This window comes from Bradyrhizobium sp. T-1 (assembly GCF_053592855.1).
Genome location: NZ_CM132115.1, coordinates 117,711 through 130,282, shown reverse-complemented (window position 1 = coordinate 130,282; position 12,572 = coordinate 117,711). Strand labels below are relative to the sequence as shown.

Genomic DNA, 12,572 nt, shown 5'->3' with positions numbered 1-12,572 from the left:
GGTCTTAACAATGACCGGGACAAAGCAGTACGCGGGAGTTGGCACCGGGATTGCGTTGGAGTAGAAGCGCCCCACATCAGGATCGGGGCTAAGTGCGCCTCCTGCTTCACCTTCTTGACGCCGGCCAGGCTCGATCTGATCGAGCCGGTCAATTCGGAACCTGACGGTTTAATTCACCTCGGAACCACTTCCATGCCGATTACCGATCTGGTCGCACCCGAGGCGATTCTCCCGGCATTGAAGGTCAACAGCAAGAAGCAGGCGCTTCAGGAGCTCGCGGCCAAGGCCGCCGAGCTGACCGGCCAGAACGAACGCTCGGTGTTCGAGGTGCTGCTCCAGCGCGAGAAGCTCGGCACCACCGCGGTCGGCTATGGCGTCGCCATTCCCCACGGCAAGCTGCCTAAGCTTGAAAAGATTTTTGGCCTGTTTGCCCGGCTCGATCGCCCGATCGATTTCGAGGCGATGGACGGCCAGCCCGTTGATCTCGTCTTCCTGCTGCTCGCGCCCGAAGGCGCCGGCGCCGATCACCTGAAGGCGCTCGCCCGCATTGCCCGTCTCCTGCGCGACCAGGACATCGCCAAGAAGCTCCGCGCCTCGCGCGATGCCCAGGCGATCTATTCGGTGCTCGCGCTGCCGCCGGCGACTGCGGCATAAGCGCTCGATCTTGAGCGCGTAGCTCTCTCAACGCCGTCATTGCGAGGAGCGAAGCGACGAAGCAATCCCGACTATCTCCGCGTGAAGATTGGATTGCTTCGCGGAGCCTGTCATCGGACCGCGCTTCGCGCGGACCCGGTGCCTCGCAATGACGAGGAGAGCGCCGGCGATTCTTCTAAGCGGGGCGAGGTCTGAAACGAGGCTGACGATAGCGATCTCAACCGTTCGGTTGATGCGCGGCGCATCCGGACAAGGCTACACACGCACCCTCAAACAGCACCGAAGATGCGGCATCTCCTTCCTCCTTTGGGGGTCGAAAATGCGTTCTGCACCGTCGCCAATTTCTCCTTCATTTTTGAGAGGGATGATCATGTCTATTCGCCTTGCTTCAGCGCTTGCCACGGGTGCGGTGCTGCTTTCGATGACACCAGGCCACGCCGCCGCCACGCGCTTCGGCACGTATTACGATGACACGGCCGCGACCGCGTCCTGCGCGTCTGTCACGTCTTGCCGACTCGTTTTTTCACAATTGCCATCCGACAAATTGCTGCTGGTCCAGAAGGTGATGTGCAGTGTCGCGACGAACCAGTCCCGCCCGACCGATGCCTATTTCCGGATCGGGACGGGGCCCAATGGCATCAATCCGCTGACGCGGCACCTCAAGCTCCCGCTTCCGGCAGCTCCCACGGCTGATGTCGACGGCTTCTACCACACGAGCATAGACGTCGATCCCAACTGGCTCATCGGCCAATCAAGATGGCCCTTTCTGGACGTCGTCACGGCCACGGTGCAATCCATGTCAATCGACTGCGCGCTGAGAGGGGAGCTCGTCGATCCGAACCAGTGACGGGACGCATCGGAGGCCGTCATGGCGCCGCTCGCGCGTGTCAGCAGACCGTCGGCAGCAGGCGCCGGACTTCCTCGAGCAGTTCGGGGACAGCCGTCTTGTCACCCGCGAGGTGCCTGAGCAGCGCACTCTGGAATAGACCGTCGAACAGCGCATAGAGCGCGGCTGGCGACGACGCCGGCCGCTTGCCGCCGAGCTCGGCATAGCGGAAGGCGATGCGCCAGATCATCGCTTCCAGGCTCTTGTCGATCTCGAGCACGTCCTTGCGAAACGCCGCCTCGAACATCGCCTGCGAGCGCAAATCGTACCAGAGCCGGTGCATGCGGGCTTCGTTCTGCAGCGTTGCCGCGAGCTTGGCGAGGAAGCCCTCCGTCAATTCGTCGCGGCTCGTGGCGGTCGCGACGACCTCGTCATATCGCGTCACGCACCTCGCCTTGTAGTGGCGCACGCAGCAGCAGATCAGGTCGAGCTTGTCGCTGAAATAATAGTGGAACACGCCGTGCGTGAACGCCGAGTTCTGCGCGATTTCGCGCAGGCTGGTGCGGGCGAAGCCGAGCTCTCCAAGCGTTTCGAGCGCGGCCTCGGCAAGCTCGATGCGCCGTGCGTTGAACTTCTCGTCGCGCAGCACCTCGGCCGCATCAGCCACACGCCGGGCCGCTCCCGTCACCTGCCGCGCCATCGCGTCCCTTCCTCAGTCCCGTTCTTTCAACGACTTATACCGCGCCCGCCGCGGAATGCTCCATCCCCTCACAACCACTTCCTTTGACAACTGTCAAATTCGTTCTTGACAAGCGTCAAGATTCTGGCGGAGGTTCGCAACCAAGAATTTGGACAGTCGTCAAGACGTCCGACCATGGAGGAACGCTTCGCTGGGTGCCGCCGAAAGGCCCGCGCCCATCGACCTGGTGCGCGCCGATCGGCGCAGCACGAATCGATCACCAGCAACGGAGGAGTGCGTCATGAGTGGGAAGAGCCTTGCAGGCAGGAAAGCCCTGGTCACCGGCGGTGCCCGCGGGATCGGCGCGGCCATCGCGCAGGCGCTGGCGCGAGCCGGCGCCTCGATCATGATCGCCGACATCCTGGAGGAGGCCGGCCGTGCCAGCGCAGCCGCCATCGCGAAGGACGATGTCGCGACGGGCTTCGTCAAGCTCGACGTCACCGACGACGCGCAATGGGAGCAGGCCGTTGCCGCGACGGTCGCAACCCTCGGCGGCTACGACATCCTGATCAACAATGCCGGCATCGAGATCACGTCGCTGATCTCGGAGGTCAAGGCCGAGGACGCGCGGCGGATGTGCGACGTCAATATCGTCGGCACCGTGCTCGGCATGAAGCACGCCTTCCGCGCGATGCGCCCGGGCGGCCCGGCCGGCAAGGGCGGCGCTGTCGTCAACATCGCCTCTGTCGCGGCGACGATCGCCTTCCCGAGCATCGCGGTCTATTCGGGCACCAAATCCGCGGTCGACCGCATGACGCGGGTCGGAGCGATGGAGGCCGGCAAGCTCGGCTTCGGCGTGCGCGTCAACTGCATCTATCCGGGCCTGATCCCGACCGACATGGGCATGCAGCTCGCCAACGACATCGTCAAGGTCGGGCTCGCGGCAGACGTCAACGCCGCGGTCGGCTCGGTGGTGGAGCAAACCCCGCTCGGCCGTCTCGCCGAGGTCACGGACATCGGCGATGCCGCGGTGTTCCTTTGCTCGAACGAAGCGCGCTTCATCACCGGCATCGGACTGCCGGTCGATGGCGGCATGGGCATGTGAGCTGCAACCGCAGACAACAAACAATTGGGAGGATACGCTATGAGTGGGAAGAAGCCCGTCATCGTCTATGGCGCGTCCGGCTACACCGGCCGGCTGGTCTGCGAATATTTGCGCGAATACAACATCCCCTTCATCGCCGCCGGCCGCAGCGCCGAGAAGCTCAACGCCGCGATGAAGGCGAACGTAGCCGGCATCGAGACTGCCGATTACGAGGTGGTGGAAGTGCCCCACACCGTGAGCGCACTGACCGAGCTGTTCAACGGCGCCTCGGTGGTGCTCAACACCGTGGGCCCCTTCGCCAAGTTCGGCGGCGAGGTGGTGCAGGCCTGTTGGGCGTCCCGATGCCACTACACCGACACGACAGGCGAGCAGGACTGGCTGATCACGCTCGAGCAGGAGTGGGGCACGAAGTTCGCCAATGCCGGGCTCTTGCTGGCGCCGGGCATCGCACAGATGTACACCACCGGCGAGATTGCCGCTCAGCTGTGCCTGGAGACGCCCGGCCTCGATACGCTTGATATCGCCGTGTTCTGGGGCGGCAGCCCGACCATCGCCTCGACGCAGACCATCCTGGTCAATGCCGCGATGGCCAAGGCCTACTATCTGGAGCAGAACAAGTACGTCGAGCATCAGCCCGATGCCGGCCTCACCAACCTCGCCATTCCCGGCCAGCATGAGCTGGCGCTGGCGCTGCCTTGGGGCGGCACTTCGCACCCGGTGTGGTTCAAGCGCGATCCGCGCGTGGCCAACGTGAAGGTGCTGGGCGGCGTGTTCAACCGCGCGCTGATGCTGGGCGTACCGCAGATCGTCGCCGCCGCGCTGGAGGCGACCAAGGACATGAACCCCGACGACCGCTACGCCGCGTTGGCGCAGACCGCCGCCGGTGTGATGAACACCATGCCGCCGCGCGAGAACCCGCGCGTCAACAAGTCGATGGATTCGGTGCACGCCTCCGGCCCGCTGGGGCGCGCGCATTGCGTCATCAACGGCAACAGCAACTACAAGCAGACCGGCATGTTGCAGGCCTATGCGGCTGCGCACCTGCTGCAGCAGCCGCCCAAGCGCGTGGGCTTCGCCTCCGGCTGCCAGGCGTTCGGCCATCACGAGCTGCTCGGGCAATTGCGCAGCTTCGGTCTGGTCAGCAAGCCTGTTCTGACCGTGCACGATTAGGAGGCGCGCTGCGACGGCGATCGCTCTTCACCTCTCCCCATCGGGGAGAGGCGGACCTTCGCCGCGACGCGCGTCGAACCAACCTCACGATACTCTGGGGGCGACCATGCGCTTCATCGACTATCTCGACAAAGGCGCCTCGCTCGGCGCCGATGCGCCGTGCCTGACCATGGACGGGCGCGATCTCAGCTATCGCGAGGTCCAGCAGTTGAGCTACCGCGTCGCGCGCGGGCTGGACCGATCGGGCATCGCGCCCGGCGAGAAGATTGCAATTCTCTCCGGCAACGATCCGGTCGCGTTTGCCTGCGTGTTCGGCATTTCCCGCGCCGGATTGGTCTGGTGCCCGATCAATCCGCGCAACGAGGCGGCCGAAAACCGGCTTATCCTCGACCAGTTCGACTGCAGCCTGCTGCTGTTTCATTCCAGCTTCGCGCCGATGGTCGAGGCGGTGCGTGCAGATCTGCCGAAGCTGCGCGTGCTCGTCTGCCTCGATGCCGAGTTGCCCTTCGCGCCCTCGTTCGACAGTTGGCTCGCCGGCCTCGCCGACGGTCCCTATCAACGCGCGACGGTCGACGATCTCGCGATGATTCCCGGCACCGGCGGCACCACCGGCAAGCCAAAGGGGGTCATGCTTTCGGGCCGCAACATCGAGACCATGACGGCGCTGACGCTGATGGGCTATCCCTTCAAGGGCCGCCCGGTCTATCTCGCGCTCGCGCCGCTGACCCACGCCGCCGGCGTGCTGTGTTTCCCGATCATGGCGCTCGGCGGCCGCATCGTGATCATGCATCACCCCGACATCGCCGAATTCCTCGATCTGATCGAGCGCTATCGTGTCACGCACACCTTCCTGCCGCCGACCGTGATCTACATGCTGCTCGATCATCCGAAGCTCGACTCCGCGAAGCTCGGGTCTCTGCAATGCTTCTGGTATGGCGCAGCGCCGATCTCGTCCGCGCGGCTTGCGGAGGCGCTGCGGCGTATCGGGCCGATGGCGCAGTTGTTCGGTCAGACCGAGGCGCCGATGATGATCTCGATGATGGCACCCGGCGAGCATTACAATGCCGACGGCTCCATTGCGATGGAGCGCCTCGCCTCGGCCGGGCGGATCAGTCCGCTGGTGCAGGCCGGCATCATGGATGGCGACGGCAATCTGCTGCCATCAGGCGCACGCGGCGAGATCGTGGTCCGCGGTTCGCTGGTGATGGAGGGCTATTACAAGAATCCCGAGGCCACGGCGGAGGCCTCCGCGCATGGCTGGCACCACACCGGCGACATCGGCTACCTCGACGACGACGGCTTCCTCTATATCGTCGATCGCGCCAAGGACATGATCATCACCGGCGGGTTCAACGTCTACTCGATCGAGGTCGAGAACGCGCTGCGGGCGCATGAGGCGGTGCAGGATTGCGCCGTGATCGGCCTTCCGGACGCGAAATGGGGTGAGCGGATCGTTGCCGTGGTGCAGCCGCGCGCCGGCCAGAGCGTCAATGCGACGGCGCTGGCGGCCTTCGTCAAGCAGCGGATCGGCAGCGTCAAGACACCGAAGCAGATCGAAGTCTGGGACGACCTGCCGCGCTCCAAGGTCGGCAAGGTGCTGAAGCCCGACATCCGCGCGCGGCTGGCGGAGCGCTCAGGCGACTAGGCCGTGTCCTCATCAAGGCGGCCGATGTCGGATTTCGGTGGCAAGCAGAAATCCTACGTTTGATAAGAGCATTACGACTTCTGACCATCGGCGACATGCGAGGCGAAGTCTGCTATCATTTAACGTGGGTGCGGGGTCTCTAGCTGGACGAGATGGCCCGTATGTTCGACATTTTGAGTGATGTCTTTGAGACCATCAGGCTCAAAGGAACGCTTTACTTCCGTACAGACTATTCGCCACCCTGGGCCATTACCGTTCCGGAATATGAGCAGGCCGCCCGGTTCCATTTTGTGATCCAGGGATGCTGCCATGTGAGCCTCCCATCCGGCAGCAACGTCGTTCTTGAACCAGGCGATGTCGTATTGATTCCCCGCGGTCGGGAGCACGTCCTTGCCGATCGTCTCGGCCGGGCGCCGGCACCGCTTGAACGCGTGATCCAAGAATCGGGTTACGATGGCAGAGGCGCGTTTGTGATTGGCAAGAGTGACCCTCAAGCCGCGACGCAAATGGTTTGTGGTCATCTGGGCTTTGCGCAAGGCGCCGATCATCCGCTGCTTGGCGCATTGCCCGAAGTAATCCTGATAACTCAGGCCGACCGCAGTCGCTACCCGCTGCTTGACGAGTCACTTCGCTTGGTTGCGCGGCGAGCACTGAGTGACGAGGCCGGTGCCGCCGCTTCGATCGCGCGTCTGTCGGAAGTTTTCTTTATCGAGGCTGTGCGGGCAAGCGTCGAAGGTCATCCGCCACTGGCCAACGTCATGACCGCCATGACGGATCGTCATATCGGTCGCGCCCTTGAACTGGTGCACAGAACGCCCGGCGATCCGTGGACCGTGGAAACGCTCGCAAAAGCAAGCGGCATGTCGAGGAGCCGCTTCGCGGAGCGATTTGCGGAACTCGTCGGTGTTGCGCCCATGGCTTATGTCACGGAATGGAGATTGCAAAAAGCTTTGGCCAGGCTCGGCAGTTCCAAAGCAAGCGTGAAAGAAGTTGCAGCGCAGGCCGGATACCAATCGGCGGCCGCCTTTGCGCGGGCATTTTCCCAACGCTTTGGAATTCCTCCGACCGATACTCGTGGTCTTGAATCGTCATAGGTTTGCATATCGTCCCAACTGTCTTGCAGACAGTCCGTACTTTGTTCGCGTGTCTTGCTCCTGCCTCCTGCACGATCCTAGGTGAGTGGTGTTGCGAACAGTCGCCACTCACATCAAAGGAGTCGATCGTGCAAATCACTCAACAAGCCACCCACCCCTCTACTCACTTCGATCCCAGGTTCGTCACCAAGACGATGCACGCTTACCTGGACTATCCCGTTGCGGCGAGCTTGATCGCGTTGCCCTTCGTGCTCGGACTCGGCGGCTCAAATCCCTCGGCAAAATGGATCGCTGTCGTCACCGGCGTGGCAGCGGTCATTCTGACGTTCTTTACGAATCACAGGACGGGCGTCGTCCGGATTATCCCGTTCTCATTTCATGTCGCCGTTGATGCTCTCGTCGGCATCATCTTCGTGACGGTGCCGTTCGTCCTCGGCTTTAGCGGTCTTGACGCCTGGTACTACTGGGCAAACGGCGGGGCGCTGTTGGTGGTGCTCTGCCTGCAGAGGTCTGACGCGATGCCGATGCGGACCCCAAGCGCTTGAAGTCCACCTGCTTCCAGCAAAGAGGCAAATGACTCAGGAGCGAATGACCATGAAGGCAATCGTAGTAACGGACCAGGGTGCGGGAATGGCCGGGATGAAGCTGGCGGAGCGACCTGCCCCGCGCGCAGCGATAAACGACGTCGTCGTTCAGATCCATGCGTCGGGATTCGTCCCGACTGAGCTGGAGTGGCCCTCGACCTGGACCGATCGCCTCAACCGGGATCGAACACCGTCGATCCTTGGGCACGAGCTGGCCGGAGTGGTCACCGCTCTCGGCTACGGAACGACAGGGCTGTCGGTGGGACAGCGCGTGTTCGGCCTCGCCGACTGGTATCGCGACGGCACACTGGCGGAGTATGTGGCCATGGAGGCACGCAACCTCGCGCCGCTCCCGGGCGACGTCGACTTCACGGTCGGCGCGAGTCTGCCGATCTCGGGCCTCACCGCATGGCAGGGACTGTTCCAGCACGGCCGCCTTCGGGCGGGGCAGAGCGTCCTGGTGCACGGCGCGGCCGGCGCAGTCGGTTCGATGGTGATCCAGCTCGCACGCGAGGCCGGTGCCTACCTCATCGGCACCGGACGCGTCGCCGACCGTCAGAAGGCGCTGGACTTCGGCGCGCAGGAATTCGTCGACCTCGAGAACGACGCCTTGGAAGACGTCGGTGGCGTCGATTTGGTGTTCGATCTCATCGGCGGCGACATCGGGAAGCGATCCGCGCGTCTGGTTCGAGCCGGAGGAACGCTGGTGTGCGTCGTTGGGCCATGCGAGGCACGGCCCGCCGACGGCCTCGCAGTCGACTTCGTTGTCGAGTCTGATCGCGCCCAGCTGAGTGAGATCGTCCAGCGGGTGCGTGACGGACGACTGCGCACGAACATCGGCACCGTGGCGATCCTCAACGAAGCCGTCGCCGCTCTCAATCCGACCAAGCGGATCAGCGGGAAGACGATCATCCGCGTTCGTCCCTGAGCGACGCACGCCGATTGATCCACGCAGCCGGCTGGCTCGCACCCCATGCAATGAAAACACTTCCGTACTTCAACCTATCCTTCACCCACAGGAATCGCCATGACCGACGGAATCCCCACGAACGACGGAATCACCATGACCAACGCTGTCATCGAATGCATCCTGGCGCGCAGCGCTGCCAAGTACTACGATCCCGCTGCCACCTTGAGCGACGACCAAATCCGCGAGTTGGTGCGAATCGGCACCACCGCGCCGACGTCCTTCCACCTGCAGAACTGGCGCTTCATCGCCGTGCGTACGCCTGAAGCCAAGGCTCGGTTGCGTCCGATTGCCTGGGATCAGCCCGCGATCACCGAAGCAGCCGTTACCTTTATCGTCTGCGGCCAGTTGGCCGATGCCAGCGTAATACCAGGGCGCCTGGCACCGTTGGTGGAAGCGGGCATCATGCCGGCAAAGATGGTGCCGGATTGGGAAATCCCCGCACGCGATCTGTATATGGAGTACCCGCAGCGCCAACGCGACGAAGCAGTACGCTCCGGCACCTTCGGCGCGGCGGCGATGGTTTATGCGGCCGGCTCGCTGGGCCTGGGTTCGACGCCGATGATCGGTTTCGATGCCGAAGCGGTGCATCGCGAGTTCGGATTGGCCGAGGACGAAGTGCCAGTCATGCTGTTGTCCGTGGGGCCGGTGCGTGCGGGAAACTGGCCGCAGAAGCCGCGCCGTCCGGTGGCCGATGTGCTGGAACTCGCATAGTCGAGGAGTCTGGTCTTAGCAGATGAGTTGCGGTGACAGTGCACATTGGCCGAGTGAGTCAATTGAGTGCGCTGTTACTGTAGCTGTTTTCAGTCTCACCTTTGAGCCGACGATCTCGACGCGACCGCTGGCAAGCAGCCGTTCGACAGCCGCCTCGCTGATCACCTGGGTGCCGAAGTGCCGGCCACCGCGCGGGTGAAGTTCAAATTGCAACATCGAGCGGACGTTCCCGCGGCGCCCCGTCCTCGCCAGGACGTCTCCTCATGCCATTCGGTTGCCCGATCCTTGGCGCTTCCAAGGATCGATACGCCAAGGATCGATACGCTAAGGATCGATGCGCCAAGGATTGACGGAATCCGCCCGTCCACCATACCCTCCCGCGACGGCCATCGATGGCTCCGCCGTGAGGGAATAGGGGAGGCGCCGCGTGAAAATCCTTATGTTCGCGATTCCGGTCTTCATGGTCACGATCCTCGTCGAGGCGGCGATCGCGTGGCGGATGGGGCGTCGCGGGGTATACGACGTACCCGACGCCATCACGAGCCTGCATCACGGCGTACTGAGCCAGGCCATCGGCGGCTTCGCCAAGCTCATCGACGTCGCCCTCTATGTCGCGGTCTATCAGGCCTTCCACCTCTTCGAATGGAGCCGCGACAGCGTCCTGCCCTGGGTCGCTGCGTTGGTGCTCTACGACTTCTCTCACTACTGGTACCACCGCTTCAGCCACGAGATTCCCGTGCTCTGGGGCAGCCATGTGGTCCATCATTCCTCGGAATATTTCAACCTTTCGACCGCGTTGCGGCAGCCCGCGACCGCCGGGCTGTTCACCTGGATCTTTCACCTGCCGATGGCCGTGCTGGGCGTTCCGCCGGTGATGTACCTCATCGTCGGGCTGGTCGATCTGCTGTACCAGTATTGGGTCCACACCGAGCTCATCGGCCGGCTCGGCGTGCTCGACCGCATCCTGGTCACTCCGTCGAACCATCGCGTGCATCACGGTCAGAACGACTACTGCATCGACAGGAACTACGGCGGGATCTTCGTCCTCTGGGACCGGATGTTCGGCACCTTCGTCGACGAGCGCGACGGCGAAAAGATCGCCTACGGAGTCCGCAAACCGCTGCGGAGCCTGAACCCGCTCTGGAGCAACCTTCAGGTGTACGCGGATCTGATCCGGCAGACCCGCGCAGCTCGCGGGCTCGCCGGCAAGTTAGCCGTCTGGTTCGGACGGATGCAGGCGCCGGAACCGATCGACCCGTCGGTCGTGCGTCGTTACGACCCCGAGACGCCGCGGGCGGTCGCCGCCTACGGCGCGGTCCAGTATACGCTCACGATGGTGATGCTTCTGCATTTCCTTTCCGGCTTCGAAGCCTTTCCGGTGCAGGTCTCTGTCACCTATTCCATTGTCATCTTAGTTTCATGCGTGACCATCGGCGGCGTCATGGAAGGAAGTCGGATCGCCTTCGCCGCCGAAACGGCGCGACTGGGCGCGCTCGCGCTGGCCTCGATGGTGTTGCCGGACTGGTTCGGCCTGCCGCTGCCGACGGCGGCCCGCGCCGTCGCGACAGCGGGCGCGCTCGCGGCCGGAATCTGGTTGCTCGTGCTTCGCCGCGAGCGACGGCCCGCCCCGGCGGCGGCCTGACCGATCGGAGGCCGGAACGAAACCCAGGCGCGTCGCGGCGAACCGGGCTCGTTCTCCGGAAGGACGGCAAGCGCCGGCGCCGTGCCTGAGAAGGTCGAGCCCGTCACGTTTCAGGTCGAAGCGGGCGAACTCGCCGAAGGGATCGTCGGCCGGGTCCTGAGGGAAGAGAGGCCCGGATCGTCTGCGCCATGATGGGCGTAAGCTTCGCCGGGGACCGGCATATTCGTGATTGAGGCGGTGCCCGATTGAACGCGGCCCTTAGGCCGCGCCTTCCTCGACCGCCGGAGCCGACCGGGGCGCGGAAACCAGCGCGGCGAAGCCCCCGAGCAGCGGCATGGCGACAAAAAGAGCGACCGCAGCGACGTCGAAGGCGATGCCCGCACCGCCGGCGCGGTGCGCGAAGACGCCCGCGATCGGCGGCAATGCCAGCATGCTCCCGTAGAACGCGGAGAAGAAGATTCCCATTCCGACCGCGCGCGCCTGGGCGGGAAGCGCCCATGACGGCAGGCTGGCGAACGTCGCCCCGGATAGGCCGGCCACCAGCCCCAGTCCTGCGAAGATGAGAACGTCGTGGTCGGACACCGGAACGGCTGCCATCCCGATCGCGGCGAGCAGCAGGGATGCGGCGGCGATCCAGATGCCGGGGCCTCGCCGGATCGCAAGCGCGCCGCCGACAGGGATGGCCGCGATGGTGACCCACAGCGCGACGCTGACGTGAGAGGCGGCGACCTCGGCGGTATAGCCCCGCTCGGTCAGAAGCAACGGACCGAACGCAAACGCATTGGCGAACGTGGCGTTGGCGATGCCACCGACGAAGCCTGCAATGGCCACCGCGGCCGCGACGGCCGCGCTTGGGAAGGCCGCGGACAACGGCGCGCTCGGTCGCGCCTGCTTCGGCAGCGCGAACAATAGGATTAGCGCCATCAGGGTCAGGATCACCAGTGCTACCGACGCCCCGATCAGCCCGAACTTGTCGGCGATCGGCGGCAACGCGATCAACGCCAGCGCTATCCCGCACGGCCACGAGCCGGCGAGAGCCGCCATCGCAAGGCCGAACTGCCTACCAGCGAATATATCGGCGATCATCTTGGTGCCAGCGATGGTAAACACCACGCCGCCCGTGCCCGCGATGACTCTGGCCAGCAGGCGCGCGCTCCAGTCGCTCGACAGATCGACGACGGCGCCGGCGAACATCAGCGCCGCGCACAGGAGAAGCGTAGTTCGTTCGCCGAGCCTTTGGACCACTATTCCTCCAGGAAGCGCAACCAGGACGCTGGGCGCCAGATAGGCGCCGACGAGGATGCCGAGCCGGGCATAATCGAGGCCCTCCGCTCGAAGCAGCGGGCCGAGCGCTCCGACGCTTTCGAACTGCATGCCCATGGTGCAGCGCGCCATGAAAAGCAGCGCTAGAATTCGCCATTTCGATTCCAAGGGGGTCTCCGGATCCGACGATTGCATCCGGCCAGTGTCACGTCGAACCTCGCGCGAAGCA

At 64.1% G+C, this 12,572-nt stretch carries 12 protein-coding genes; 10 read left to right on the top strand and 2 right to left on the bottom strand.

Going from position 1 to position 12,572, the window contains the following annotated elements:
• Positions 1-192: 192 nt before the first annotated feature.
• Positions 193-654, top strand: coding sequence for a PTS IIA-like nitrogen regulatory protein PtsN (gene ptsN, locus ACWAT4_RS00590; RefSeq protein ID WP_008141251.1), 462 nt, complete (start codon positions 193-195; stop codon positions 652-654).
• A 370-nt stretch (positions 655-1,024) separates the two neighbouring features.
• Positions 1,025-1,501: a hypothetical protein gene (locus ACWAT4_RS00585; protein ID WP_449729582.1), complete on the top strand. Its 477-nt coding sequence runs from the start codon at positions 1,025-1,027 to the stop codon at positions 1,499-1,501.
• A gap of 40 nt (positions 1,502-1,541) precedes the next feature.
• On the opposite strand, the gene ACWAT4_RS00580 is transcribed toward ACWAT4_RS00585, so the two are convergent.
• Positions 1,542-2,180 carry a TetR/AcrR family transcriptional regulator gene (locus tag ACWAT4_RS00580; RefSeq protein ID WP_449729581.1) on the bottom strand — a complete coding sequence of 213 codons (639 nt, stop codon included), beginning with the start codon at positions 2,178-2,180 and terminating at the stop codon, positions 1,542-1,544.
• A 280-nt stretch (positions 2,181-2,460) separates the two neighbouring features.
• Here ACWAT4_RS00580 and ACWAT4_RS00575 point away from each other — a divergent pair, with 280 nt between their 5' ends.
• The 8 genes from ACWAT4_RS00575 to ACWAT4_RS00540 all read left to right on the top strand — a co-directional run bounded on the left by ACWAT4_RS00575 (position 2,461) and on the right by ACWAT4_RS00540 (position 11,080).
• Positions 2,461-3,264, top strand: coding sequence for an SDR family NAD(P)-dependent oxidoreductase (locus ACWAT4_RS00575; protein WP_212301974.1), 804 nt, complete (start codon positions 2,461-2,463; stop codon positions 3,262-3,264).
• Positions 3,265-3,303: 39 nt separating this feature from the next.
• Entirely contained in the window at positions 3,304-4,434 is a 1,131-nt protein-coding gene (locus ACWAT4_RS00570; RefSeq protein WP_212301975.1) for a DUF5938 domain-containing protein, read from the top strand.
• A 106-nt stretch (positions 4,435-4,540) separates the two neighbouring features.
• Positions 4,541-6,079 carry an AMP-binding protein gene (locus ACWAT4_RS00565; RefSeq protein WP_449729580.1) on the top strand — a complete coding sequence of 513 codons (1,539 nt, stop codon included), beginning with the start codon at positions 4,541-4,543 and terminating at the stop codon, positions 6,077-6,079.
• 161 nt (positions 6,080-6,240) lie between these two features.
• On the top strand, positions 6,241-7,173 hold the full coding sequence (locus tag ACWAT4_RS00560) for an AraC family transcriptional regulator (RefSeq protein ID WP_212445549.1): 933 nt from the start codon (positions 6,241-6,243) through the stop codon (positions 7,171-7,173).
• A 128-nt stretch (positions 7,174-7,301) separates the two neighbouring features.
• Positions 7,302-7,718 (top strand): SPW repeat domain-containing protein, encoded by a 417-nt coding sequence (locus ACWAT4_RS00555; RefSeq protein ID WP_349630169.1) that lies wholly within the window; start codon positions 7,302-7,304, stop codon positions 7,716-7,718.
• Between the two features lie 49 nt (positions 7,719-7,767).
• Positions 7,768-8,685, top strand: a complete 918-nt coding sequence (locus ACWAT4_RS00550) for an NADP-dependent oxidoreductase (RefSeq protein ID WP_449729579.1) — start codon at positions 7,768-7,770, stop codon at positions 8,683-8,685.
• Positions 8,686-8,784: 99 nt separating this feature from the next.
• Positions 8,785-9,438 carry a nitroreductase family protein gene (locus tag ACWAT4_RS00545; protein WP_449729578.1) on the top strand — a complete coding sequence of 218 codons (654 nt, stop codon included), beginning with the start codon at positions 8,785-8,787 and terminating at the stop codon, positions 9,436-9,438.
• 439 nt (positions 9,439-9,877) lie between these two features.
• The gene (locus ACWAT4_RS00540) at positions 9,878-11,080 is read left to right on the top strand and encodes a sterol desaturase family protein (RefSeq protein ID WP_449729577.1); all 1,203 of its coding nucleotides are present in this window, start codon (positions 9,878-9,880) and stop codon (positions 11,078-11,080) included.
• Between the two features lie 258 nt (positions 11,081-11,338).
• Here ACWAT4_RS00540 and ACWAT4_RS00535 read toward each other — a convergent pair whose 3' ends face one another.
• Entirely contained in the window at positions 11,339-12,511 is a 1,173-nt protein-coding gene (locus ACWAT4_RS00535) for an MFS transporter (RefSeq protein ID WP_212301980.1), read from the bottom strand.
• Between the last annotated feature and the right edge of the window lie 61 nt (positions 12,512-12,572).

Coding starts and splice junctions, on each gene's coding strand:
- ACWAT4_RS00560 (WP_212445549.1), top strand. CDS start 6,241: ATGTTCGACATTTTGAGTGATGTCTTTGAGACCATCAGGCTCAAAGGA.
- ACWAT4_RS00550 (WP_449729579.1), top strand. CDS start 7,768: ATGAAGGCAATCGTAGTAACGGACCAGGGTGCGGGAATGGCCGGGATG.
- ACWAT4_RS00580 (WP_449729581.1), bottom strand. CDS start 2,180: ATGGCGCGGCAGGTGACGGGAGCGGCCCGGCGTGTGGCTGATGCGGCC.
- ptsN (WP_008141251.1), top strand. CDS start 193: ATGCCGATTACCGATCTGGTCGCACCCGAGGCGATTCTCCCGGCATTG.
- ACWAT4_RS00585 (WP_449729582.1), top strand. CDS start 1,025: ATGTCTATTCGCCTTGCTTCAGCGCTTGCCACGGGTGCGGTGCTGCTT.
- ACWAT4_RS00540 (WP_449729577.1), top strand. CDS start 9,878: ATGTTCGCGATTCCGGTCTTCATGGTCACGATCCTCGTCGAGGCGGCG.
- ACWAT4_RS00565 (WP_449729580.1), top strand. CDS start 4,541: ATGCGCTTCATCGACTATCTCGACAAAGGCGCCTCGCTCGGCGCCGAT.
- ACWAT4_RS00570 (WP_212301975.1), top strand. CDS start 3,304: ATGAGTGGGAAGAAGCCCGTCATCGTCTATGGCGCGTCCGGCTACACC.
- ACWAT4_RS00575 (WP_212301974.1), top strand. CDS start 2,461: ATGAGTGGGAAGAGCCTTGCAGGCAGGAAAGCCCTGGTCACCGGCGGT.
- ACWAT4_RS00545 (WP_449729578.1), top strand. CDS start 8,785: ATGACCGACGGAATCCCCACGAACGACGGAATCACCATGACCAACGCT.